Here is a 22,151-nt window from a genome sequence, read left to right on the forward strand (position 1 = left end):
GCCGCGCCGGAGCGAGCGGCTCGGCGCCGACGACGCTGCCGTCCGGCCGCACGGTGACGGTGCGCACGCGGCGCGGCTCGCCGAGCGCCGCCACTGCCGGCGAGGGCACGAGCGCCGCCTCGAGGCCCGGCTCGCCGAGCCCCTCCTCGCCCATCGCCCGCGCGATCGGATCGTCGGCGACGCCGCCGGGCGCCGGCAGCACGACGCGGGGCGTCTGCCGTGCGAGCTCGGCCACGTCGACCGGCTGCTCCTCGCGGTCGACGATGCGCGTCTCGCCGCTGTCCTGGCCGTAGATGGCCTTGTTCTGGTTGGGGATCTCGACGCCGCCGGGATTCTCCGGCGAGATCCGCACCGGCGACGGGTCGGCGGCGATCAGCGGCGGCTCGCCGGATTGCTCGACCGAGCCCGTGAACATCAAAGCCGAGCCGACGCCCACCACCGCGACGCCGACGAGGGCGACGGCCGTGACGAGGCTCTTGCGCCCGGCGCGCGTCCGCCGAGGCGCGGGCGCCTCGTCCTCGTAATACTCGTCCCGCGGAGGCGCGCCGGCCCAGTCGGCGGCATAGCGCGGATCGTCGAGATAGGCGTCCTCGCGCGGGTCGTAATCGGCCGGATAGGCCGCGCGCCCGTCGCGATCGACCGCAAAACCGTGCGCCGCATAGGCCGCGCGCGGGTCCTCGGCGAAACCGGGCTGCGCGTGCGGATCGTTGGCCTGCGGGTAGGCGTAGGGATCGTGCGACGCGTGAGGGTCTTGCGCGTAAGGCTCTTGCGCGTAGGGACCCTGCGCATAGGGATCGTGCTGCGGGTGCCGGTCGGCCGCATGCGGCGCATAGGGGTCCGCATAGGGATCGTGCGCAGCCGCGCGGCCCGGGGACGCCGTCGGCTCGCGGCGCGCGCGGGCGTCGCCGGAGAGGAGCGCGCCGAAGGGGTCGTCCTGGCCGACGATGCGGGCGAGCTCGGCGAGCGGGTCGGACTTCTGCTGCGCGGGCGGCCCTCCCGCAGGCGCCTGCGTCCGCGACGCCCCCTGCAGCGAGGCGTGCCGCTCGGCGCTCTGCCGGAGCTGCCGCTCGATCTCGTCGAGATCGATGGAAAGCCGCCTGTTCGCCTGGTCGCTCATCGCGCTGGAACTCCCTGTCTGCCGAACGCCGGGACTCCCGCGACGGCCCCGCGATCCGGCGGGTCCGCGCGTCGGCGAGCCTCAGCGCATCTCGTCGGGCGCCGAGACCCCCAATATGGAGAGTCCCGATGCGATCGTGCAACGGACCGCATGCGCCACGGCGAGCCGCACCCGCGTGGACTCTGAGTCTGCTTGGTTAACAAAGCGTAATTGCGGCAGGTCTTTGCCCTTGTTCCACAATTGATGCAGGCTCGCTGCGAGCTCGTAGAGGAAGAAGGCGACGCGGTGCGGCTCGTGCGCGCCCGCCGCCTGCTCCACGATGCGCGGGAACATGGCGATTTTCCGGATCACGTCCATCTCCCCCTCGTCGACGAGGAGGCCGAGATCGGCCGCGGCGAGCGCCTCGGGCCCGTGATCGACGCCGGGGAACGTCTCCGCCGCCTGCCGGAAGACAGAGGCGCAGCGCGCATGGGCGTATTGCACGTAGAAGACGGGGTTGTCCTTCGACTGCTCGACGACCTTGGCGAGATCGAAATCGAGCGGCGCGTCGTTCTTTCGCATCAGCATCATGAAGCGCACCGCGTCGCTGCCGACCTCGTCGACCACGTCGCGCAGCGTCACGAAGGAGCCGGCGCGCTTGGACATCTTCACCGGCTCGCCGTTGCGCAGGAGCTTGACGAGCTGGCAGAGCTTCACGTCGAGCGAGCCCGCGCCCCCCGTCACCGCCGTCACGGCCGCCTTCATGCGCTTGACGTAGCCGCCGTGATCGGCGCCGAGCACGTCGATCAGCTCCGGCGAGCCGCGCAGGAATTTCGAATGGTGGTAGGCGATGTCGGCGGCGAAATAGGTGTAGGAGCCGTCGGATTTGAGGAGCGGCCGATCGACGTCGTCGCCGAAGGCGGTCGCGCGGAAGAGCGTCTGCTCGCGATCCTCCCAATCCTCGAGCGTCGCGCCCTTGGGCCGCTCGAGCCTCCCCTGATAGACGAGGTCGCGCCCGCGCAGTTCGGCGATCGTCTCCGCGATCTGGTCGACCTCTCCCGTGGACAGCGAACGCTCGGAGAAGAAGACGTCGTGGCGGATGTCGAGGGCGGCGAGGTCGGTGCGGATCTTGGCCATCATGGCGTCGATCGCGGCCTCGCGCACCACCGGCAGCCACGCCTCCTCCGGCTGCTCGAGCAGGCCCGGCCCGTGGATCTCCGCGAGGCTCGCGCCCACCTCGACGAGGTAATCGCCGGGATAGAGCCCCTCGGGAATGGCGCCGATCTCCTCGCCGAGCGCCTCGCGGTAGCGCAGATAGGCGGAGCGGGCGAGCACGTCGACCTGCGCGCCGGCGTCGTTGATGTAATATTCGCGCGTGACGTCGCGCCCGGCGAAGACGAGGAGATTGGCGAGCGCGTCGCCGAACACCGCCCCGCGGCCATGGCCGACATGGAGCGGCCCGGTCGGGTTCGCCGAGACGTACTCGATGTTCACCGGAGCGCCCGAGATCGCGGAGGCGCGCGCGTAATCGGTGCCCGCGCGAACCGCAGCCCGCAGCACGTCGTGCAGGGCCGAGAGCTTCAGGCGCATGTTGATGAAGCCCGGGCCGGCGATCTCGACGGCTTCGAGCCGCGGATCCTCGCGCAGGTCGGCGGCGAGCGCCTCGGCGAGCGCGCGCGGATTCATGCCCGCCGGCTTCGCGAGCACCATCGCCGCATTGGTCGCGAGGTCGCCGTGAGAGGGATCGCGCGGGGGCTCCACCACGGCCTTCGCATGGTCGAGGCCCGCCGGGATGGTGCCCGCATCCTCCAACCGCCGGAGCGCCTCGCCGAGGCGGGTCTCGAAGAGTGAGAAGAGATTCATGTCGCTCGCGCTCGGGATCGTGTTGTCGGGTCGCGCGCGATCCCTAAACCGGATCGCCCGTTCGGGGAAGGGCCCGCACGTGGGCGCCTCACCCCTCGTTCGATTCCCTGCTCTGCCCGAGGCCCATGCGCTCGGGGAGCGCCGCGATCAGGTCGGAGAGTTCCGGCTCGTCGACGAGCTGCGCCGCCTCCTCGGCGGGAAACCAGCGCCGCTCCCGCTCGTCGCGCTCGGGCCAGCGCTTCTTGGCGCGCGCCACCGCCATCAGGAAGACGTCGACGTTGCAGGAGACGAAGCTGCGCGATTTCAAGCGCTTCTCGTAGGAATAGGCGCCGTAGGGCTCCTGCGCCATCGCACCCGCGAGCCCGGCCTCCTCGTAGGCCTCCCGCGCCGCCGTCTCGAAGGGAGCGAGCTTGCGGATCGGCCAGCCCTTGGGGATCACCCAGCGGCGCGTCTCCCGCGAGGTCACGAGCGCGACCTCGATGCGCCCCTCCTCGGTCACGCGAAAGGGCAGCGCGCCGACCTGCCGACGCGGGCCCGCGGCCCCGCGCTTGGCTCGCTTGCCGTTCTGTTCGGTGGTTTGCGTCGATTCGCCGTTTCGGCTGCCCGCTTCTTCGATCATCAGGCGGAGATAGGCATCGCGACGGCGCTTGGCAATCACATGGGTCTATGCGGGAACGCCCTGGTCGGCTCGACGATTGTCCACCGCACGAAGACGAACGAGCGAGGTGGACGATATGGCGCGGGGACTGGAGCGGCTCGAGGGCGCGGTGATCATGGTGACGGGCGCCTCCGCCGGCATCGGCCGGGCGGTCGCCCTGCGGCTCGGCGAGGAAGGCGCTCGGATCGGCCTCATGGCGCGCGACGCGCAGGCGCTCGAGGAGGTCGCTCGCGCGGTGCGCTCCCGCGGCGGGGAGGCTCTGGTGCTGCCCTGCGACGTCGCCGATGCCGAGGGCGTCTTCCGGGCCGCCGACGAGCTCGAGCGCGCCTTCGGGCCGCTCGACGGCTGGGTCAACGACGCGATGGTGACCGTCTTCGCCCCCGTCCACGAGACGAGCCCCGAGGAATACCGGCGCGTGACGGAGGTGACCTATCTCGGCACCGTGCACGGCAGCCTCGCGGCGCTGCGCTCCATGCGTCGCAGCGGACGCGGGGTGATCTGCCAAGTCGGTTCGGCGCTCGCCTATCGCGGCATCCCGCTCCAGAGCGCCTATTGCGCGGCCAAGCACGCGATCGTCGGCTTCTCCGATTCGCTGCGCGCCGAGCTCGTTCACGATGGCATGCCCATCGCGGTCACCGAGGTGCACCTGCCGGCCGTCGACACGCCGCAATTCGACTGGTCGCGCTCGAAGATGCCGCGCCCGCCGCGGCCGTCGGGGCCCGTCTACACGCCGCAGGCCGCAGCCGCCGCCATCGTCAAGGCGCTGCTTCATCCCAAGCGCTCCTATTGGCTCGGCGGGGTCACCGCGACCACGATACTCGGCAACAGCCTCCTGCCGGGCGTCGCCGATCGCTATCTCGGCCGAAACGCCGTCGATGGCCAGATGCGGCCGGACGGGCGCGGCGAGCGGGCCGGCAATCTCTACCAGCCGGTGCACGGCCTGCATGCGACCTCCGGCAGCTTCTCCGACGAGGCGAGCGGATCGGCGACGATGATCCCCGGCCCCGAGGCGCGGATCGGCCACGCGCTCCTCGCCGGGCTCGCGGCGGCGGGCCTCGGACTGGCTCTGGCCCAGGCGACCCGGACGCGGCGGTGAGCCGCCTGCGAAACATCACGGCGCATCTGCGCGCGCAATTCTGGATCATTCCGGGCCTGATCGTCGCGCTCGCCGGCCTCCTCGCCGTCCTCCTCCTGCGGCGCGGAGGCGACCTCGTGATCGCCGGCGAAGACGTGTGGTGGCTCTATAGCGGGGACGCGGACACCGCCCGCGGCCTCCTGTCGAGCTTCCTCGGCGGCATGATGACCATGACCTCGCTCGTCGTCTCGATCACCTTCGTGATCCTGACGCTCGCCGCCAATCAACTCGGCCCGCGGCTGATCGCGACCTTCGTCGCCGACCGCGAGATCCAGGCGGTGCTCGGCCTGTTTCTCGGCACCATCCTCTACGTCGTCCTGGTCCTGCGCACCCTGGACGACGATCTCGGCGCCGCCGCGGTGCCCCATATCGCGGTCTCGGTGGCGAGCCTCCTGACGATCCTGTGTCTGTTCGCGCTCCTGTTCTACATCCACAAGATCGCCCGCGCGATCATCGCCGACAACGTGGTCGAGACCGTCGCGAGCGAGCTGCGGAGCGAACTCGCGGAGATGCTGCCCTCCGCCTCCGAGGTCGACGATCGTCCCCCCGAGCCGATCGAGCGCCGCCACGTCCGCCATGTCGGCGTGCGCTGCTGCGGCTACGTCCAGGTGGTGCGCTACAAGTCGCTCGTGGCGCTCGCGAAGAAGCACGACGCGATCGTCGAGGTGCGGGTGCGCGCGGGCCATTACCTCCTCGTCGGCGGCGACCACGTGCGCGTCCATTCCGACGAGCCGCTGACGGCGCAGATCGACGAGGCCGTTCGCCACGGCTTCGTGGTCGGCAGCGAACGCACGCCCGCGCAGGATCCGGAATTCGGCATCCGGCAACTCGTCGATATCGGCCTGCGCGCGCTCTCGCCGAGCATCAACGATCCCTACACCGCGATCTCCGTCGTCGACCGCCTCGGCGCCGTCGTCGAGGGCATCTTCGCCGGCGCCCTCCAGCTGCGCGAGATCCGCGACGAGCAGGGCATCCTGCGCGTCGTCGCCGATCGCAGCGACGCGCAGGGGCTCGTCGACGCGGCCTTCAACTCGCTGCGCCGCTCGGCCGTCGACCATCCCGAAATCCTGATCGGCATGGCGGACACGATCCGCAAGCTCGCCGCCGGCGTGCGCCGCGCCGACGGGCGCGCCGCCTTGCGCGACCAGCTCGAAAAGCTCGCGGAGACCGCCGAACTCGCGCGTCTCGGCCCGTCCGACCGGAAGGCCGTCGCGGCGCGGATCGCGAGCGCCCGCGCGGCCTACGAGACGGTCGATGCTCGGGCGGAGGCCTCTTGATAAATTAGATATCTCTAATATATTGCTCTCCAGCAGCGGCTGCGGCCGCGACCCTGCCAATTGGAGAGACCATCCATGACCGATCGCCTGAAGGAGCGCGTCGTCCGCCATTCGCCCTCGCGGGGCCCCGGCAGCCCCGACGTCTGGGGCATCTACGAGCCGGATACGGGCTCGATCCAGTACGTCGTCGCCGATCCCGCGACCAAGAAGGCGGCGCTCGTCGACGTCGTCTGGAACTTCGATCCGAAGCATTACCGCACCGATCTCGGCTCGATGCGCCAGGTGCTCGACCTCGTGGCGGAACAGGGCCTCACGGTCGAATGGGTGCTCGACACCCACCCCCATGCCGACCATTGGATGGCCTCCGCCCATCTGAAGGAGGCGACCGGCGCGCCGAACGCGATCGGCGAGAAGGTCGGCGAAATCGCCGGCATCTGGGCGCGGCTCTACAATCTCCCCGGCGCCTTCGACCCGACCCGCGATTTCGACCGCCTGTTCGCCGAGGGCGAGACCTTCCGCATCGGCACGCTCGAGGCGCGGGTGATGCTCTCGCCCGGCCACACGCTCGGCTCGATCACCTATGTCGTGGGGGACGCGGCCTTCGTCCACGACACGCTGATGTATCCCGATGCCGGCACCTCCCGCGCCGACTTTCCCGGCGGCGACGCGGCGACGCTCTGGCAATCGATCCAGGCGATTCTCGCCCTGCCCGGCGACACGCGCCTGTTCGTCGGCCACGATTACGGCACGGCCACGCGCCGCGAGCCGATGTGGGAGGCGACGGTCGCCGAGCACAAGGCGCGCAACATCCACGTGAAGGACGGCACGTCGCGGGAGGCCTTCGTCGACCGTCGCGAGAGCCGCGACCGGACGCTCGCTTTGCCCGACCGCATCCTCGCCGCCCTCCAGGTCAATCTCCGCGGCGGCCGCCTGCCCCCCGCCGAGGACGACGGGCACCATTACCTGAAGCTGCCGGTGAACCGGTTCTGACGGGGGGGGGGAGCGAGGCGGGGTACGGGCCCCACCCGGCCGTTCTCGCTCTCGCTCGAACGTCCACCCTCCCCTACGGGGAGGGATGTCGCCGGCTCGTCCCTCCCCGTAGGGGAGGGTGGCCCCTGGAGCGAAGCGACAGGGGTCGGGTGGGGCCCGAATTACTCCTCGACATCCACAGACCCAGCAACGAAAAAGGCGGCCACGAAGGCCGCCTTTCCCTATCCTGTCGATCCCGACGAAGGGCCGGCTCAGGCCGCCTCGTCCTGCTCGGCGGCCTCGGCGGAGGGGCCGGAATCCTTGCCCTTGGCGGAGGGGTCGCGGTCGACGAACTCGATCACGGCCATCGGGGCGTTGTCGCCGTAGCGGAAGCCGGCCTTCATGATCCGGCAATAGCCGCCCGGACGCTCCTTGTAGCGCGGCCCGAGCACCTCGAAGAGCTTCTTGACCATGCCCTCGTCGCGGATCTGCGACATCGCCAGGCGGCGGGCGTGCAGGTCGCCGCGCTTGCCGAGCGTGATCAGCTTCTCGACGACCGGACGCAGGTCCTTGGCCTTCGGCAGCGTGGTGATGATCTGCTCGTGCTTGATCAGCGCGGCGGACATGTTGGCGAACATCGCCTTGCGGTGCTCGCTCGAGCGGTTGAAGCGACGACCGCGGAAACCGTGACGCATGATGGCTCTCCGTCTTTGCCGGCCGCCGTGCCACGGAACGGCCGGACCTCTTGCTTGTCGCCCGTCTCGGGCGGTGGACGCCCCCCGGAATGCCGGGGAGCGGGGGATCTCAGTAGTGCTCCTCGAAGCGCTTGGCGAGATCCTCGATGTTCTCCGGCGGCCAGCCGGGCACTTCCATGCCCAGATGCAGGCCCATGCCGGCGAGCACTTCCTTGATCTCGTTGAGCGACTTGCGGCCGAAATTCGGCGTGCGCAGCATCTCGGCTTCCGTCTTCTGAATCAGGTCGCCGATATAGACGATGTTGTCGTTCTTCAGGCAGTTCGCCGAACGCACCGAGAGCTCGAGCTCGTCGACCTTCTTGAGGAGGGCCGGCGGGAACGGCAGCTGCGGCGACGCCGTCGCGGCCTCCTCCTTGCGGGGCTCCTCGAAGTTCACGAAGATTGCGAGCTGGTCCTGGATGATGCGCGCGGCGTAGGCGAGCGCGTCCTCCGGCGTCACCGCGCCGTTGGTCTCGACCGTCATGGTCAGCTTGTCGTAGTCGAGAATCTGGCCCTCGCGGGTGTTCTCGACGCGGTAGCTGACCTTCTTGACCGGCGAGTAGAGCGCATCCACCGGGATGAGGCCGATCGGGGCGTCCTCGGGGCGGTTGCGATCGGCGGGCACGTAGCCCTTGCCGGTATCGACGGTGAACTCCATGCGGATCTCGGCGCCCTCGTCGAGGGTGCACAGCACGAGCTCGGGATTGAGGATCTCGACGTCGCCGACCGTGTTGATGTCGCCGGCGGTGACGAGGCCGGGCCCCGTCTTGCGCAGCGTCATGCGCTTGGGGCCGTCGCCCTGCATGCGGATGGCGATCGCCTTGATGTTCAGGACGATGTCCGTGACGTCCTCGCGGACGCCGGGGATCGACGAGAATTCGTGCAGGACGCCGTCGATCTGCACGGCCGTCACGGCCGCGCCCTGGAGCGACGAGAGCAGCACGCGGCGCAAGGCGTTGCCGAACGTTGTGCCGAAGCCGCGCTCGAGCGGCTCGGCGACGACGGTGGCGACACGCTTGGGGTCCGTGCCGGGGCTGACCGCGAGCTTGTTGGGCTTGATCAGCTCTTGCCAGTTCTTTTGAATCACGACCACACCTCTTCGGGAGACGGGCTCGGGACGTGCGGCTCCCCGCCAGGGAGCCTCACGTGCCAAAAGGGTCGCGCAGGCGCATCGGCACCCGCGCGAGACGGCGTCAGACGCGGCGGCGCTTGCGCGGCCGGCAGCCGTTGTGCGGGATCGGCGTGACGTCCCGGATCGAGGTGACGGTGAAGCCCGCCGCCTGGAGCGCGCGCAGAGCCGATTCGCGGCCCGAGCCGGGGCCGGAGACCTCGACCTCGAGGGTGCGCATGCCGTGCTCGGCCGCCTTGCGGGCCGCGTCCTCGGCCGCGATCTGCGCGGCGTAGGGGGTCGACTTGCGCGAGCCCTTGAAGCCCATCATGCCCGCCGACGACCACGAGATCGTGTTGCCCTGGGCGTCCGTGATGGTGATGAGCGTGTTGTTGAAGGTCGCGTTGACGTGCGCGACGCCCGACACGATGTTCTTGCGTTCGCGGCGGCGGACGCGGGTGGTGTCTCTTGCCATAGATGTCGATCCTTCTGACGCGCCCGTAACGCCAGGCGCTCGGGATGTGCGGCGGGAGACGCCCCGCCGCGAATTTCACGAGAGATTACTTCTTCTTGCCGGCGATCGGCTTCGCCTTGCCCTTGCGGGTGCGGGCGTTGGTGTGCGTGCGCTGGCCTCGGACGGGCAGGTTGCGGCGGTGACGCAGGCCGCGATAGACGCCCAGATCCATCAGGCGCTTGATGTTCATCGAGACCTCGCGACGCAGGTCGCCCTCGACGACGTAGTCGCGGTCGATGGTCTCGCGGATGGCGAGGACCTCGGCGTCGGTCAGCTGGTTGACCCGGCGCTCGGCGGGGATCGACACCTTCTGGCAGATCTCCTCGGCCTTCTTCGCGCCGATGCCGTGAATGTACTGAAGCGCGATCACCACGCGCTTGGCGGTCGGAATGTTGACGCCTGCGATACGAGCCACGTCTCGTCTCCATGTGCGCCGCGCGCCGCCCGAGGCGGACGCCGGCCGTTTCGTTCGTCGCGCGTCCGGTGGAGGCCGGCCCCTGCGCGTGTTTGCCTGCGGCGGGAACGATCCCGCCGCGGGTGTCGCGTCGTGCACGCGAGGCGACGGACGGCTTCTCGCGAAGCCGACCGGAACCCGGTTTCAAAACGCTGAGGGAGCGCGCGTACACGTGAACGCGCACCCCGTCAAGCGCTTTTTCTTCGACCCGCCCCCGGGCGACCGGGGGATCAGCCGCGATGGCGGGCGAGAATCGCCTCGAGCTGGCGCGTCACGTCGTCGATCGGCTGCATGCCGTCCACGCGCTCGAGCTGGCCCTTGCTCTCGTAATAGGCCGAGACCGGCGCCGTCTGCTCGCGATAGGCCTCGAGACGCGTCTTGAAGACTTCCGGATCGTCGTCCTTGCGCACCGCCTCGCCGCGCGCCTGCATCTCGCGGGCGCGGCCGGCGATCCGCTCGACGAGGATGGTCTCGTCCACGACGAAATCGATCACCGCGCTGAGCGGCAGGCCCTTCTGCGCGAGCATCCGGTCGAGAGCTTCGGCCTGGGCGACGGTGCGCGGGAACCCGTCGAGGATGAACCCCTTCCTGGCGTCGGGCTCCTCGATCCGGTCGGCGACGATGCCGACGACGACGGCGTCCGGCACGAGCTTGCCCGCCTCCATGATCGCCTTGGCCTCGAGCCCGATCGGCGTGCCGGCCTTGACGGCCGCGCGCAGCATGTCGCCCGTCGACAATTGCGGAATGCCGTGCTTCTCGACGAGGCGCGCCGCCTGCGTCCCCTTGCCGGCCCCCGGCGGTCCCAGAAGAATCAGTCTCATCGGCGTGCCTTCCCTGTCCTCGTTCCGCTCGCCACCGACACCACTCGCGCGAACGCGGCGACCGAGGGGCCGCCGCGCTTCGCCTCGGGCCTCGCGGTCGGGATCAGCGCCCGCGCCGCGCGCCCTTGAGCTTCGCCTTCTTGACGAGGCCTTCGTACTGATGGGCGAGCAGGTGCCCGTGCACCTGAGCCACCGTGTCCATCGTCACCGTCACCACGATCAGCAGCGACGTCCCTCCGAGATAGAACGGCAGCGCCGCGTACGAAATCAGAAATTCGGGTATCAGGCAAACCACGGTGAGGTACACGGCACCGATGACGGTGATGCGCGTGAGCACGTAGTCGATGTAGTCGGCGGTGCGCTCGCCCGGACGGATGCCGGGAATGAAGCCGCCGTGCTTCTTCAGATTGTCCGCCGTCTCCGCCGGATTGAACACGATCGCCGTGTAGAAGAAGGCGAAGAAGATGATCAGCGATCCGTACAGGATCATGAAGAGCGGCCGGCCGTGGCCGAGATAGATCGCGATCGTCGACATGATCCCGTCGCCGCCCTGCGCCGCCGAGAAGCTCGCCACCGTGGTCGGCAGCAGGAGCAGCGAGGAGGCGAAGATCGGCGGGATCACGCCCGCCGTGTTGAGCTTGAGGGGCAGGAACGAGGTCTGCCCGTCGTACATGCGGTTGCCGACCTGGCGCTTCGGATAGGAGATCAGGAGGCGGCGCTGGGCGCGCTCCATGAACACCACGAAGAAGATGATGCCCGCCGCCATCACGATCACGGCGACGATGAAGAAGGTCGAGATCGCGCCCTGGCGGCCGAGCTCGAGCAGGCCCGCCGTCGCCTGCGGCAGATGGGCGACGATGCCCGCGAAGATGATCAGCGAGATGCCGTTGCCGATGCCGCGCGCGGTGATCTGCTCGCCGAGCCACATCAGGAAGATGGTGCCGCCGGTGAGCGTGATCACCGTCGTGACGATGAAGAACGGCCCGGGATCGACGACGATGCCGCCCGACGCCTGCAGACCCACCGCGATGCCCCAGCTCTGGAACACGGCGAGCACGACGGTAAGGTAGCGCGTGTACTGGTTGATCACCTTGCGCCCGCTCTCGCCCTCCTTCTTGAGGGCCTCGAGCGTCGGGCTCACCGCCGTCAGGAGCTGCATGATGATCGAGGCGGAGATGTAGGGCATGATGTTGAGCGCGAAGATCGCCATGCGCTCGACCGCCCCGCCCGCGAACATGTTGAACATGCCGAGCACGCCGCCCGCCGCCGCCTGGAACGACTGGCGCAGCGCCTCCGGATCGATGCCGGGAAGCGGGATGTAGGTCCCCAAGCGGTAGATGATCAGCGCGCCGAGGGTGAACCAGATGCGCTTCTTCAGCTCCTCGGCCCGCGCGAGCGCACCGAAATTCAAGTTCGCAGCGAGCTGCTCTGCAGCTGAGGCCATCGTGCCCTCCTCGAGGCGCGCCGTCCCGTATGTGTCTTCTCGATCGTGCCGCCGGGACGAGGCTCCCCGCCTCCCCCGACGAAACGGCGGCCTCGCACGCTCGCGCGCACGGGCCGCCGCTCGCATCAGGTCCTAGATGGGCGAGGCATCACGCCTGCGCAACGGGCTCGCCCAGGATCTTCACCGAGCCGCCGGCGCCTTCGATCGCCGCGACCGCGGACTTCGAAGCCCCGACGACCTCGAAGGTCAGCTTCGCCTTGAGCTCGCCGACGCCGAGGATCTTGACGCCGTCGCGCACGCGCGACACCACGCCCGCGGCGACGAGCGCCTCGACCGTGACCGGCGCGTTCGCGTCGAGGCGGCCGGCATCGACCGCCTCCTGGATGCGCCCGACATTGACCTCGTTGAGGTCGCGCGCGCCGGGATTGACGAAGCCGCGCTTGGGCAGGCGCCGATAGATCGGCATCTGGCCGCCCTCGAAGCCCTTGATGCGGACGCCGGAGCGGGCCTTCTGGCCCTTGACGCCGCGCCCGGCGGTCTTGCCCTTGCCGGAGCCGATGCCGCGGCCGACGCGGATGCGCTCCTTGGTGGCACCGGGATTGTCGCGAAGGTCGTTGAGCTTCATGACGTGCGCCTCCTCACTTGCCGTCGACGACGCGCACGAGATGCTTGACCTTCTCGATCATGCCGCGCACGGCAGGCGTATCGGGAAGGGTCCGCGTGCGGTTGAGCTTGTTGAGCCCGAGCCCGACGAGCGTGTCGCGCTGGCGGCTCACGCGGCGGATCGGCGAGCCGATCTGCTGCACGGTGATGGTCTTGTCGGCCATGGTGCGCCCTCCCGTCAGCCGTCGACCTGCGCCTCGGCGCCGCCGGGACGGCGAGCCTGCAGCGAGGAGACCTTGAGACCGCGGCGGGCGGCGACCGAGCGCGGGCTGTCCTCGGCCTTGAGCGCGTCGAAGGTGGCGCGCACGAGGTTGTAGGGATTCGACGAGCCGAGCGACTTCGACACGACGTCCTGGACGCCGAGCGCCTCGAAGACGGCGCGCATCGGGCCGCCGGCGATGATGCCGGTACCGGCGGGCGCCGCGCGCATGACGACGCGGCCCGCGCCGTGGCGGCCGGCGACGTCGTGGTGGAGCGTGCGACCCTCGCGCAGCGGGATGCGGACGAGACCGCGCTTGGCGGCTTCCGTCGCCTTGCGGATGGCCTCGGGCACCTCGCGGGCCTTGCCGTGGCCGAAGCCGACGCGGCCCTTCTGGTCGCCGACGACGACGAGCGCGGCGAAGCCGAAGCGCCGGCCGCCCTTCACCACCTTGGCGACGCGGTTGATGTGGACGAGGCGGTCGACGAACTCGCTGTCGCGCTCCTCGCGATCGTGACGATCTCTCTCTCTGGCCATTGTCTCTCTCTACTTGCGCGGGCGACGGCTCCCGCTCGCGAACCGCTCGAAGGAGCCTGGATCGACCCCCTCGCCGTCGTGGGGCAGGCGCGGGACGGTCCCGGCCTGCCGCAGGATGCGCGCGCGCCGCAGAGGGCGCGCGACGCGATCAGAATTCGAGACCGCCCTCGCGCGCGGCATCGGCGAGCGCCTTGACGCGCCCGTGATAGATGTAGCCCGACCGGTCGAAGACGACCTTGGTCACGCCGGCGGCCTTCGCGCGCTCGGCGACGAGCTTGCCCACCGCCTCGGCCGCCGCCTTGTCGGCGCCGGTCTTCAGCGAGGTGCGCAGGTCCTTCTCCAGCGAGGAGGCGGCTGCCAGCGTGTGGCCCTTCGCATCGTCGATGATCTGAGCGTAGATCTGCTTCGACGAGCGGAAGACCGACAGGCGCGGGCGCCCGTTGGCCGTCGCGCGAAGCGCGCGGCGCACCCGAGCCTTGCGGCGCCGGAGAGCATCGAGTTTGTTCGCCATGGCTCCGGCTCCTTACTTCTTCTTGCCTTCCTTGCGGAAGATGAACTCGCCGGCATACTTGACGCCCTTGCCCTTGTAGGGCTCGGGGCCGCGATAGCCGCGGATCACCGCCGCGATCTGGCCGACGCGCTGCTTGTCGATGCCCGCCACGACGATCTCCGTCGGCTTGGGCGTCGTGATCGTGATGTCGGCCGGGATCTCGAAATCGATGTCGTGGCTGTAGCCGAGCGACAGCTTCAGGGTCTTGCCCTGAACCGCCGCGCGATAGCCGACGCCGTTGATCTCGAGCTTGCGCTCGAAGCCCTTCGAGACGCCCGTCGCGATGTTGGCGATCATCGCCCGCGACAGGCCCCACTTGGAGCGCGCGACCTTCGTCTCCGCGCGCGGCTGGACGGCGACAGCGCCCTCCTGCATCGCGACCGAGACCTCCTCGGGGACGACGAACGACAATTCGCCCTTCGACCCCTTCATCTTCACCGTCTGCCCGTCCACCGACGCCGTCACGCCGGACGGCACGGGAACGGGCTTCTTGCCTACGCGAGACATGAATGAGCTCCTTGTTCCGGTACCAGCCCGCGGATCAGAAGACCCGGCAGAGCACTTCGCCGCCGACGTTGCGCTCGCGCGCCTCGTGGTCGGCCATGACGCCGTGCGACGTCGACAGGATGACCGTGCCCAGGCCGTCCGCGTAGCGGGGCAGGGTATCGATCGCCATGTAGACGCGCCGGCCGGGCTTCGACACGCGCTCGATGGTCTTGATGACCGGAGCGCCGTCGTAATACTTCAGCTCGATCGAGAACTCGGTGCGGCCGTTGCCGAACTCGGTCACCGAGTAGTCGCGGATGTAGCCTTCCGACTTCAGCACGTCGAGGACGCGCGCGCGCAGCTTGGAGCCGGGAGTCGCCACGGTGGGGCGACGGCGCAGCTGCGCGTTGCGGATGCGGGTCAGCATGTCGCCGAGCGGATCGTTGATCGCCATGGTGCGCCCTCCTTACCAGCTCGACTTGACCAGGCCCGGGATCAGGCCGCGCGAACCGAGCTCGCGCAGGGCCACGCGGGACATGCCGAGCTTGCGGTAATAGGCGCGCGGGCGCCCGGTGACCTCGCAGCGATTGCGAACCCGGGTCGGGCTCGAATTGCGCGGGAGTTCGGCGAGCTTGAGGCGCGCCTCGAAGCGCTCCTCCATGGAGAGCTCCTCGTTGTTGGCGACGGCGAGGAGCCGCTCGCGCCGGCCGGAATACTTTTTGACAAGCTTCATCCGGCGCTTGTTCTTCTCGATGTGAGACTTTTTAGCCATGAAATCCTCCGGTTTCCGCGTTTGAGGCCGTCACGACCTCACTGCCGGAACGGGAAATTGAGGTGACGCAGGAGAGCCCGCGCCTCGTCGTCGGTCTTGGCCGTCGTCGCGATGATGACGTCCATGCCCCAGATCTGCTCCGCGCGATCATAGTTGATCTCGGGGAACACGATGTGCTCCTTGATGCCGAGCGCGTAGTTGCCGCGGCCGTCGAAGGACTTCGGGTTCAGGCCGCGGAAGTCGCGCACGCGCGGCAGGGCGATGGTGACGAGCCGGTCGACGAACTCGTACATGCGCGTCTTGCGCAGCGTCACCATGCAGCCGAGCGGCATGCCCTCGCGGACCTTGAAGGTCGAGATCGCCTTGCGGGCCCGGGTGATGACCGGCGCCTGGCCGGCGATCAGCGCGAGGTCGCCGGCGGCGACCGAGGCCTTCTTCGAATCGGCGGTCGACTCGCCCACGCCCATGTTGATCACGACCTTGTCGATCGCGGGCACCTGCATGGGGTTCTTGTAGCCGAATTCCTCGATGAGCTTGGGACGCACCACCTCGTCGTAGTGCTTCCGCATGCGCGGCGTGTAGCCGTCGAGCTGCATCTCAGCCATCGATCAGGTCTCCCGAACGCTTGGCGAAGCGGACCTTGCGGCCGTCGTCCAGAAACTTGAAGCCGACGCGGGACGGCTTGCCGTCGCGCGGGTCGCGGATCCCGAGATTGGAGAGGTGGATCGCCGCTTCCTTGGTGACGATGCCGCCTTCCTGATTGGCCGTCTGACGCTGGTGGCGCTTGACGAGGTTGATCCCACGCACGAGCGCACGGGTCTCCTTCGGCATCACCTTGACGACCTCGCCGGACTTGCCCTTGTCGCGGCCGGCGAGCACGATGACCGTGTCGCCCTTCTTGATCTTCGCAGCCATCAGAGCACCTCCGGCGCCAGCGAGATGATCTTCATGTGGTTCTTCGCGCGCAATTCGCGCGGGACCGGCCCGAAGATACGGGTGCCGATCGGCTCCTTGTTGTTGTTCACCAGGACCGCGGCGTTGCGATCGAAGCGAATGACGGAGCCGTCCGCGCGACGGATGTCCTTGGCCGTGCGAACGACGACCGCCTTCATGACGTCGCCCTTCTTCACGCGGCCGCGCGGGATCGCCTCCTTGACGGAGACGACGATGATGTCGCCGACGGAAGCGTATTTGCGCTTCGAGCCGCCCAGAACCTTGATGCACATCACGCGTCGCGCGCCGGAATTGTCGGCGACGTCGAGATTCGTCTGCATCTGGATCATGGCTGTGATCCTTTCCTTGTCTCAGACAGGTTTCCGCGCCGCGCGGGATTGCCCGGCCGGACTACTTCTGACGGGGGTCTCGTGCCCCCTGCTCATGACCGCGAAGGGCGCTCCGATACACGAAGCGCCCGCTCGACACAAGCCGAAAAACGAAGATTCAGGCCTGAGGGGCCTGCTCCACGAGCCGCCAGGTCTTCAGCTTGGAGATCGGCGCGCTCTCCTCGATGAGCACCACGTCGCCGATCTTGGCGACGTTGTTCTCGTCGTGGGCGTGGTAGTTCTTCGTGCGACGGACGGTCTTCTTGAGAAGCGGGTGCGAGTAGCGGCGCTCGACCTTGACCACGATGGTCTTGTCTTGCTTGTCGCTGACGACGACACCCTGCAAAACGCGCTTGGGCATGGTGATCTTCTCCTCAGGCCGCGCTCTGCGACTGCTTTGCGCGCTGGATCGTCTTGACCCGGGCGATGTCCTTGCGGACCTCGGTCACGCGCGCGGTGTTCTCGAGCTGCCCCGTCGCCCGCTGGAAGCGCAGGTTGAACTGCTCCTTCTTGAGCTTCAGGAGCTCGTCCTGGAGCTGATCGGCGGTCATCGCGCGCAGGTCGGACAGCCTCTGATTGGACTTCATCGGTGCCTCCTCAATCGGCGATGCGCTGCACGAACCGCGTGCGGATCGGCAGCTTGGCGGCGCCCAGACGCAGCGCCTCGCGGGCGATGTCCTCGGCGACGCCGTCGATCTCGAACATGATCCGGCCGGGCTTGACGCGGCAGGCCCAAAACTCGGGCGAGCCCTTGCCCTTACCCATACGCACCTCGGTCGGCTTGGCCGTCACGGGAACGTCGGGGAAGATGCGGATCCAGACGCGGCCCTGACGCTTCATCTGGCGGGTGATCGCGCGGCGGGCCGCCTCGATCTGACGCGCGGTCACGCGCTCCGGCTCCAGGGCCTTGAGGCCGTAGGAGCCGAAGTTGAGATCCGTGCCGCCCTTGGCGACGCCGTGGATGCGCCCCTTGAACTGCTTGCGGAACTTGGTCTTCTTCGGTTGCAACATGACGAGCCTCCCGTTCCGACGTTACGCCGCGTGCTCGCGGCGACCGCCGGAGCGGCCTCCTTCTTCGGACATCCGCCGCTCCTGGGCCATCGGGTCGTGCTCGAGGATCTCGCCCTTGAACACCCAGACCTTGATGCCGCAGGTCCCGTACGTGGTGAAAGCCGTCGCGGTGCCGTAATCGACGTCCGCGCGCAGCGTGTGGAGCGGAACCCGCCCCTCGCGGTACCATTCGAGGCGCGCGATCTCCGCGCCGCCGAGCCGGCCCGAGCAATTGATGCGGATGCCCTCGGCACCCAGACGCATCGCCGACTGCACGGCGCGCTTCATGGCGCGACGGAAGGCGACGCGGCGCTCGAGCTGCTGGGCGATCGAGTCGGCGATCAGCGTGGCGTCGGTCTCCGGCTTGCGGACCTCGACGATGTTGATCGTCACCTCGGCGTCGGTCATCTTGCCGACGATCTTGCGCAGCTTCTCGATGTCCGCGCCCTTCTTGCCGATCACCACGCCCGGACGAGCCGAGTGGATGGTGACGCGGCACTTCTTGTGCGGGCGCTCGATGACGATCTTGGAGACCGCCGCCTGCTTGAGCTGCTTCATGAGAGCGTCGCGGATCGCGATGTCCTCGTGGAGCAGGCGCGCATACTCGCCCTTGCCGGCGAACCAGCGGCTGTCCCAGGTGCGGTTGATGCCCAGACGCAGCCCGATGGGGTTGACCTTCTGACCCATGTCTATCCTCCTCAGGCTTCCGACTGGACCTCGCGGACCACGATCGTCAGGTTCGAGAAGGGCTTCATGATCCGGGCGCCGCGACCGCGGGCCCGCGCATGGAAGCGCTTCAGAACCAGTGCCTTGCCGACGAAGGCCTCCTTGACGACGAGATCGTCGACGTCGAGGTCGTGGTTGTTCTCGGCATTGGCGATCGCGCTCTCGAGGCACTTCTTGACGTCGCGCGCGATGCGCTTCTTCGAGAACTCGAGATCGGCGAGCGCGACGGAGACCCGCTTGCCGCGGATCAGCTGGGCGACGAGGTTCAGCTTCTGCGGGCTGATGCGGAGCATCCGCAGCACCGCCTTCGCCTCGTTGTCGCCGAGCGCGCGGGGAGTAGCAGCCTTGCCCATGTCAGCGCCTCTTCGCCTTCTTGTCCGCCGCGTGACCGTGGAAGGTCCGGGTCGGCGAGAACTCGCCGAACTTGTGCCCGACCATCTCCTCGCTCACGTAGACGGGGATGTGCTTGTGACCGTTGTAGACCCCGAAGGTGAGGCCCACGAACTGAGGCAGGATCGTGGAGCGGCGGCTCCAGATCTTGATCACCTCGCTGCGGCCGGACGCGCGAGCCGCCTCGGCCTTCTTGAGAAGGTAGCCGTCGACGAACGGGCCCTTCCAGATCGAACGCGCCATGGTCGGCTCCTTACCTCTTCTTGCGGGCGTGGCGGCTGGAGACGATGAACTTCTCCGTCCGCTTGTTGGAGCGCGTCTTGCGCCCCTTCGTCGGCTTGCCCCACGGCGTCACCGGGTGACGGCCGCCGGAGGTGCGGCCTTCGCCGCCGCCGTGCGGATGGTCGATCGGGTTCATCGCGACGCCGCGATTGTGCGGACGCCGGCCGAGCCAGCGATTGCGACCCGCCTTGCCCATCGAGATGTTCATGTGGTCCGGGTTCGACACCGCGCCGACGGTGGCGAAGCACTGGCCGTGGACGAGACGCTGCTCGCCCGAGGTCAGCCGGATCGCGACGTAGCCCTGGTCGCGGCCCACGATCTGAGCGTAGGAGCCGGCGGAGCGGGCGATCGCGCCGCCCTTGCCGATCTTGAGCTCGACATTGTGGACCAGCGTGCCGACGGGGATGTTCCCGATCGGCATCGCGTTGCCGGGCTTGATGTCCGCCGAGAGCGCCGCCGTCACCTCGTCGCCGACGGAGAGCCGCTGCGGGGCGAGGATGTAGGCCTGCTCGCCGTCCGCATAGGCGATCAGCGCGATATAGGCCGTGCGGTTGGGATCGTACTCGATCCGCTCCACCTTGGCCGTCTCGCCGAGCCGCCCGCGACGCTTGAAGTCGACGAGGCGATAGGTGCGCTTGTGACCGCCGCCGCGGAACCGGACGGTGATCCGGCCCGTGTTGTTGCGGCCGCCCTTCGACGACAGGCCCTCCGTCAGCGCCTTGACCGGCTTGCCCTTGTACAGGCCCTTCCGGTCGACGATGACGAGCTGCCGCAGGCCTGGCGTGACGGGCTTGAAATGCTTCAAAGCCATTGTTCTTCTCCGTTCCCGCTACTCACAGGCCCGTCGTCACGTCGATCGAATTCCCCTCCTCGAGGGTCACGATCGCCTTCTTGACGTCGGAGCGGCGCCCGCGCACACCGCGGAAGACCTTCGTCTTGCCCTTCTGGACCAGCGTGTTGACGCTCTTGACCTTGACGTCGAAGAGCTTCTCCACCGCTTCCTTGATCTGCGGCTTGGTCGCGTCCATCGCGACCTTGAAGACGACCTTGTTCTGCTCGGACAGCGACGTCGACTTCTCGGTGATGACCGGAGCGACGATCACGTCGTAATGGCGTGGATCTAGGCTCATTTGAAGCGCGCCTCCAGCGCATCGACGGCCGCCTTGGTCAGAACGAGCTTCTCGCGGCGCAGGATGTCGTAGACGTTGATGCCCTGGATGGGCAGCACGTCGATGTTCGGGATCGCGCGCGAGGCGAGCTTGAAGTTCGCGTCGAGCTCCGCCCCGCCCACGAACAGCGCGTTCGAGAGCCCGAGCTTGCCGAAGCGCTCCTTGAGGGCCTTCGTCTTCGGCTCGGACGCCACGATGTCGTCGACGACGATCAGAGCCGACGCCTTCGCCTTCGAGGAGAGCGCGTGACGCAGGGCGAGCGCGCGGACCTTCTTGGGCAGATCGTGGGCGTGCGAGCGCACGACCGGACCGAAGGCGCGACCGCCGCCGCGGAACTGGACGACGCGCGCCGAACCGTGGCGAGCGTTGCCGGTGCCCTTCTGGCGGTAGATCTTCTTGCCGGTCCGCGCGATGTCGGCGCGGTTCTTGACCGCGTGCGTGCCGGCGCGGCGCTTGGCGAGCTGCCAACGCACCATGCGGTGCAGGATGTCCGCGCGGGGCTCGAGACCGAAGATCGCGTCGTCGAGCTCGACCTCGCCGGCGCTCGCGCCGTCCAAGGTGGTGATCTCGATCTTCATCACGCGTTCTCCTCGTTCTCGACGGCCGGCGCGGCCTCGACCTGCGCCTCGGAGGGCTGCTGGCCGTCGTCGGCGCCGTTCTCACGGTACTTGCCGGGCACCGGGGCCTCGGCCGGCAGAGTGCGCTTGACGGCGTCGCGGATGAAGATCCAGCCGCCGGCATTGCCGGGAACCGCGCCCTCGACGAGGATCAGGCCCCGCTCGGGATCGGTCTTGACGACGCGCAGATTCTGCGTGGTCACCCGCTCGACGCCGAGATGACCCGGCATCTTCTTGCCCTTGAACGTCTTGCCGGGGTCCTGACGACCGCCGGTCGAGCCGATCGAGCGATGCGAGACCGACACGCCGTGCGAGGCGCGAAGGCCCGCGAAGTTCCAGCGCTTCATGCCGCCCGCGAAGCCCTTGCCCTTCGTGGTGCCCGTCACGTCGACGTACTGGCCCACCACGAAATGGTCGGCGAGGATCTCGGCCCCGACGGGGATGAGGGCGTCCTCGCTGACGCGGAATTCCGCGACCTTGCGCTTCGGCTCGACCTGCGCGACGGCGAACCGACCGCGCTCGGCCTTCGAGACGTTCTTGACCTTGGCCTTGCCGACGCCGACCTGCAGCGCGACGTAGCCGTTCTTGTCCTTCGTCCGGTGAGCGACGACCTGGCACTGGTCGAGCTTGAGGACGGTGACCGGAACATGTTCCCCAGCATCCGTGAAGACGCGGGTCATGCCGACCTTCTGTGCGATGACGCCTGAGCGCATGAGCGTTCCCTCTCGGCGTGTGACAGCCTACTCCGAAGCCCGCCGGGACTTCAGAGCTTGATCTCCACGTCCACGCCCGCGGCGAGGTCGAGCTTCATGAGCGCGTCGACCGTCTGCGGGGTGGGGTCCACGATGTCGAGGACACGCTTGTGCGTGCGCATCTCGAACTGCTCGCGGGATTTCTTGTCGATGTGCGGCGAGCGCAGCACCGTGAAACGCTCGAGGCGCGTCGGCAGCGGGATGGGCCCACGAACCTGCGCCCCCGTGCGCTTGGCGGTCGACACGATCTCGCGCGTCGAGGCGTCAAGCACCCGGTGATCGAACGCCTTGAGGCGGATGCGGATATTCTGACCGTTCATGGGTTGCCCCGTTCCAATCTTCACGGAAAGCGCGGCCGCCGCGGGGCGGCCGCGCCCTCACCCTGCCTCGGGATCAGTCCAGGATCGCGGCGACGACGCCGGCGCCGACGGTGCGGCCGCCCTCGCGGATGGCGAAGCGCAGCTTCTCCTCCATGGCGATCGGCGTGATCAGCTCGACTTCCATCGCGACGTTGTCGCCCGGCATCACCATCTCGGTGCCCTCGGGCAGCTTGACCATGCCGG

General features: G+C 68.6%; 32 protein-coding genes and 2 pseudogenes. 3 read left to right on the top strand and 31 right to left on the bottom strand.

What is annotated here, in order from left to right; translation table 11 throughout:
- The 3 genes and pseudogenes from ACK4UM_RS18910 to ACK4UM_RS18920 all read right to left on the bottom strand — a co-directional run.
- A pseudogene (locus ACK4UM_RS18910) lies at positions 1–1,117 on the bottom strand (hypothetical protein); the annotation flags it as partial.
- An 81-nt stretch (positions 1,118–1,198) separates the two neighbouring features.
- Positions 1,199–2,959 (bottom strand): arginine--tRNA ligase, encoded by a 1,761-nt coding sequence (argS, locus tag ACK4UM_RS18915; RefSeq protein WP_409802394.1) that lies wholly within the window; start codon positions 2,957–2,959, stop codon positions 1,199–1,201.
- Positions 2,960–3,047: 88 nt separating this feature from the next.
- The gene (locus ACK4UM_RS18920) at positions 3,048–3,578 is read right to left on the bottom strand and encodes an NUDIX hydrolase (RefSeq protein WP_409802395.1); all 531 of its coding nucleotides are present in this window, start codon (positions 3,576–3,578) and stop codon (positions 3,048–3,050) included.
- A gap of 115 nt (positions 3,579–3,693) precedes the next feature.
- Between ACK4UM_RS18920 and ACK4UM_RS18925 the strand changes: the two genes are divergently transcribed.
- The 3 genes from ACK4UM_RS18925 (at position 3,694) to ACK4UM_RS18935 (ending at position 7,019) form a co-directional block, all read left to right on the top strand.
- On the top strand, positions 3,694–4,713 hold the full coding sequence (locus tag ACK4UM_RS18925) for an SDR family oxidoreductase (protein ID WP_409802396.1): 1,020 nt from the start codon (positions 3,694–3,696) through the stop codon (positions 4,711–4,713).
- Entirely contained in the window at positions 4,710–6,029 is a 1,320-nt protein-coding gene (locus tag ACK4UM_RS18930; RefSeq protein WP_409802397.1) for a DUF2254 domain-containing protein, read from the top strand. The genes ACK4UM_RS18925 and ACK4UM_RS18930 overlap by 4 nt, the downstream gene beginning before the upstream one ends.
- A gap of 75 nt (positions 6,030–6,104) precedes the next feature.
- Entirely contained in the window at positions 6,105–7,019 is a 915-nt protein-coding gene (locus ACK4UM_RS18935; protein WP_409802398.1) for an MBL fold metallo-hydrolase, read from the top strand.
- Positions 7,020–7,270: 251 nt separating this feature from the next.
- On the opposite strand, the gene rplQ is transcribed toward ACK4UM_RS18935, so the two are convergent.
- The 28 genes and pseudogenes from rplQ to tuf form a co-directional block, all read right to left on the bottom strand.
- Positions 7,271–7,693: a 50S ribosomal protein L17 gene (gene rplQ, locus ACK4UM_RS18940; RefSeq protein WP_409802399.1), complete on the bottom strand. Its 423-nt coding sequence runs from the start codon at positions 7,691–7,693 to the stop codon at positions 7,271–7,273.
- Positions 7,694–7,802: 109 nt separating this feature from the next.
- Positions 7,803–8,819 carry a DNA-directed RNA polymerase subunit alpha gene (locus ACK4UM_RS18945; RefSeq protein ID WP_409802400.1) on the bottom strand — a complete coding sequence of 339 codons (1,017 nt, stop codon included), beginning with the start codon at positions 8,817–8,819 and terminating at the stop codon, positions 7,803–7,805.
- Between the two features lie 106 nt (positions 8,820–8,925).
- Positions 8,926–9,315, bottom strand: coding sequence for a 30S ribosomal protein S11 (rpsK, locus tag ACK4UM_RS18950; RefSeq protein WP_409802401.1), 390 nt, complete (start codon positions 9,313–9,315; stop codon positions 8,926–8,928).
- Positions 9,316–9,400: 85 nt separating this feature from the next.
- Positions 9,401–9,769: a 30S ribosomal protein S13 gene (gene rpsM / locus ACK4UM_RS18955; RefSeq protein WP_409802402.1), complete on the bottom strand. Its 369-nt coding sequence runs from the start codon at positions 9,767–9,769 to the stop codon at positions 9,401–9,403.
- A gap of 269 nt (positions 9,770–10,038) precedes the next feature.
- Positions 10,039–10,629 carry an adenylate kinase gene (locus ACK4UM_RS18960; protein ID WP_409802403.1) on the bottom strand — a complete coding sequence of 197 codons (591 nt, stop codon included), beginning with the start codon at positions 10,627–10,629 and terminating at the stop codon, positions 10,039–10,041.
- A 103-nt stretch (positions 10,630–10,732) separates the two neighbouring features.
- Complete coding sequence (gene secY, locus ACK4UM_RS18965; protein WP_409802404.1) at positions 10,733–12,073, bottom strand: preprotein translocase subunit SecY; 1,341 nt, start codon at positions 12,071–12,073, stop codon at positions 10,733–10,735.
- A gap of 148 nt (positions 12,074–12,221) precedes the next feature.
- Positions 12,222–12,698, bottom strand: coding sequence for a 50S ribosomal protein L15 (rplO, locus tag ACK4UM_RS18970; protein ID WP_409802405.1), 477 nt, complete (start codon positions 12,696–12,698; stop codon positions 12,222–12,224).
- Positions 12,699–12,711: 13 nt separating this feature from the next.
- A complete protein-coding gene (gene rpmD, locus ACK4UM_RS18975; RefSeq protein ID WP_409802406.1) occupies positions 12,712–12,900 on the bottom strand; it encodes a 50S ribosomal protein L30 in 189 nt (62 codons plus the stop codon).
- A 14-nt stretch (positions 12,901–12,914) separates the two neighbouring features.
- Entirely contained in the window at positions 12,915–13,472 is a 558-nt protein-coding gene (gene rpsE / locus ACK4UM_RS18980) for a 30S ribosomal protein S5 (RefSeq protein WP_409802407.1), read from the bottom strand.
- Between the two features lie 148 nt (positions 13,473–13,620).
- A complete protein-coding gene (gene rplR, locus ACK4UM_RS18985) occupies positions 13,621–13,983 on the bottom strand; it encodes a 50S ribosomal protein L18 (protein ID WP_409802408.1) in 363 nt (120 codons plus the stop codon).
- Between the two features lie 12 nt (positions 13,984–13,995).
- Positions 13,996–14,529 (bottom strand): 50S ribosomal protein L6, encoded by a 534-nt coding sequence (gene rplF, locus ACK4UM_RS18990; RefSeq protein WP_409802409.1) that lies wholly within the window; start codon positions 14,527–14,529, stop codon positions 13,996–13,998.
- Positions 14,530–14,563: 34 nt separating this feature from the next.
- Positions 14,564–14,962, bottom strand: coding sequence for a 30S ribosomal protein S8 (gene rpsH / locus ACK4UM_RS18995; RefSeq protein WP_409802410.1), 399 nt, complete (start codon positions 14,960–14,962; stop codon positions 14,564–14,566).
- A gap of 12 nt (positions 14,963–14,974) precedes the next feature.
- Entirely contained in the window at positions 14,975–15,280 is a 306-nt protein-coding gene (rpsN, locus tag ACK4UM_RS19000; RefSeq protein ID WP_409802411.1) for a 30S ribosomal protein S14, read from the bottom strand.
- Between the two features lie 38 nt (positions 15,281–15,318).
- Positions 15,319–15,885 carry a 50S ribosomal protein L5 gene (gene rplE / locus ACK4UM_RS19005; RefSeq protein WP_409802412.1) on the bottom strand — a complete coding sequence of 189 codons (567 nt, stop codon included), beginning with the start codon at positions 15,883–15,885 and terminating at the stop codon, positions 15,319–15,321.
- Complete coding sequence (gene rplX / locus ACK4UM_RS19010; protein WP_409802413.1) at positions 15,878–16,195, bottom strand: 50S ribosomal protein L24; 318 nt, start codon at positions 16,193–16,195, stop codon at positions 15,878–15,880. Before rplX ends, rplE begins: the two co-directional genes overlap by 8 nt.
- Positions 16,195–16,563, bottom strand: coding sequence for a 50S ribosomal protein L14 (gene rplN, locus ACK4UM_RS19015; RefSeq protein WP_409802414.1), 369 nt, complete (start codon positions 16,561–16,563; stop codon positions 16,195–16,197). Before rplN ends, rplX begins: the two co-directional genes overlap by 1 nt.
- A 157-nt stretch (positions 16,564–16,720) precedes the next feature.
- Positions 16,721–16,963 (bottom strand): 30S ribosomal protein S17, encoded by a 243-nt coding sequence (rpsQ, locus tag ACK4UM_RS19020; RefSeq protein ID WP_409802415.1) that lies wholly within the window; start codon positions 16,961–16,963, stop codon positions 16,721–16,723.
- A gap of 13 nt (positions 16,964–16,976) precedes the next feature.
- Positions 16,977–17,189, bottom strand: a complete 213-nt coding sequence (rpmC, locus tag ACK4UM_RS19025) for a 50S ribosomal protein L29 (RefSeq protein WP_409802416.1) — start codon at positions 17,187–17,189, stop codon at positions 16,977–16,979.
- Positions 17,190–17,199: 10 nt separating this feature from the next.
- Positions 17,200–17,613, bottom strand: coding sequence for a 50S ribosomal protein L16 (gene rplP, locus ACK4UM_RS19030; protein ID WP_409802417.1), 414 nt, complete (start codon positions 17,611–17,613; stop codon positions 17,200–17,202).
- A gap of 21 nt (positions 17,614–17,634) precedes the next feature.
- Positions 17,635–18,339, bottom strand: a complete 705-nt coding sequence (rpsC, locus tag ACK4UM_RS19035) for a 30S ribosomal protein S3 (RefSeq protein WP_409802418.1) — start codon at positions 18,337–18,339, stop codon at positions 17,635–17,637.
- Positions 18,340–18,350: 11 nt separating this feature from the next.
- Complete coding sequence (gene rplV, locus ACK4UM_RS19040) at positions 18,351–18,731, bottom strand: 50S ribosomal protein L22 (protein WP_409802419.1); 381 nt, start codon at positions 18,729–18,731, stop codon at positions 18,351–18,353.
- A gap of 1 nt (position 18,732) precedes the next feature.
- Positions 18,733–19,011 carry a 30S ribosomal protein S19 gene (gene rpsS, locus ACK4UM_RS19045; protein ID WP_409802420.1) on the bottom strand — a complete coding sequence of 93 codons (279 nt, stop codon included), beginning with the start codon at positions 19,009–19,011 and terminating at the stop codon, positions 18,733–18,735.
- Positions 19,012–19,021: 10 nt separating this feature from the next.
- On the bottom strand, positions 19,022–19,861 hold the full coding sequence (rplB, locus tag ACK4UM_RS19050) for a 50S ribosomal protein L2 (RefSeq protein WP_409802421.1): 840 nt from the start codon (positions 19,859–19,861) through the stop codon (positions 19,022–19,024).
- Positions 19,862–19,883: 22 nt separating this feature from the next.
- The gene (locus ACK4UM_RS19055; protein ID WP_409802422.1) at positions 19,884–20,180 is read right to left on the bottom strand and encodes a 50S ribosomal protein L23; all 297 of its coding nucleotides are present in this window, start codon (positions 20,178–20,180) and stop codon (positions 19,884–19,886) included.
- Entirely contained in the window at positions 20,177–20,797 is a 621-nt protein-coding gene (rplD, locus tag ACK4UM_RS19060; RefSeq protein ID WP_409802423.1) for a 50S ribosomal protein L4, read from the bottom strand. Before rplD ends, ACK4UM_RS19055 begins: the two co-directional genes overlap by 4 nt.
- Positions 20,797–21,549, bottom strand: a complete 753-nt coding sequence (gene rplC, locus ACK4UM_RS19065) for a 50S ribosomal protein L3 (RefSeq protein WP_409802424.1) — start codon at positions 21,547–21,549, stop codon at positions 20,797–20,799. Before rplC ends, rplD begins: the two co-directional genes overlap by 1 nt.
- Before the next feature lie 50 nt (positions 21,550–21,599).
- Positions 21,600–21,908: a 30S ribosomal protein S10 gene (gene rpsJ, locus ACK4UM_RS19070; RefSeq protein WP_029031924.1), complete on the bottom strand. Its 309-nt coding sequence runs from the start codon at positions 21,906–21,908 to the stop codon at positions 21,600–21,602.
- Positions 21,909–21,981: 73 nt separating this feature from the next.
- Positions 21,982–22,151, bottom strand: a pseudogene (gene tuf, locus ACK4UM_RS19075) (elongation factor Tu); the annotation flags it as partial.

The sequence above is a fragment of the Salinarimonas sp. genome (assembly GCF_046292825.1).
Taxonomy (GTDB): domain Bacteria; phylum Pseudomonadota; class Alphaproteobacteria; order Rhizobiales; family Beijerinckiaceae; genus Salinarimonas.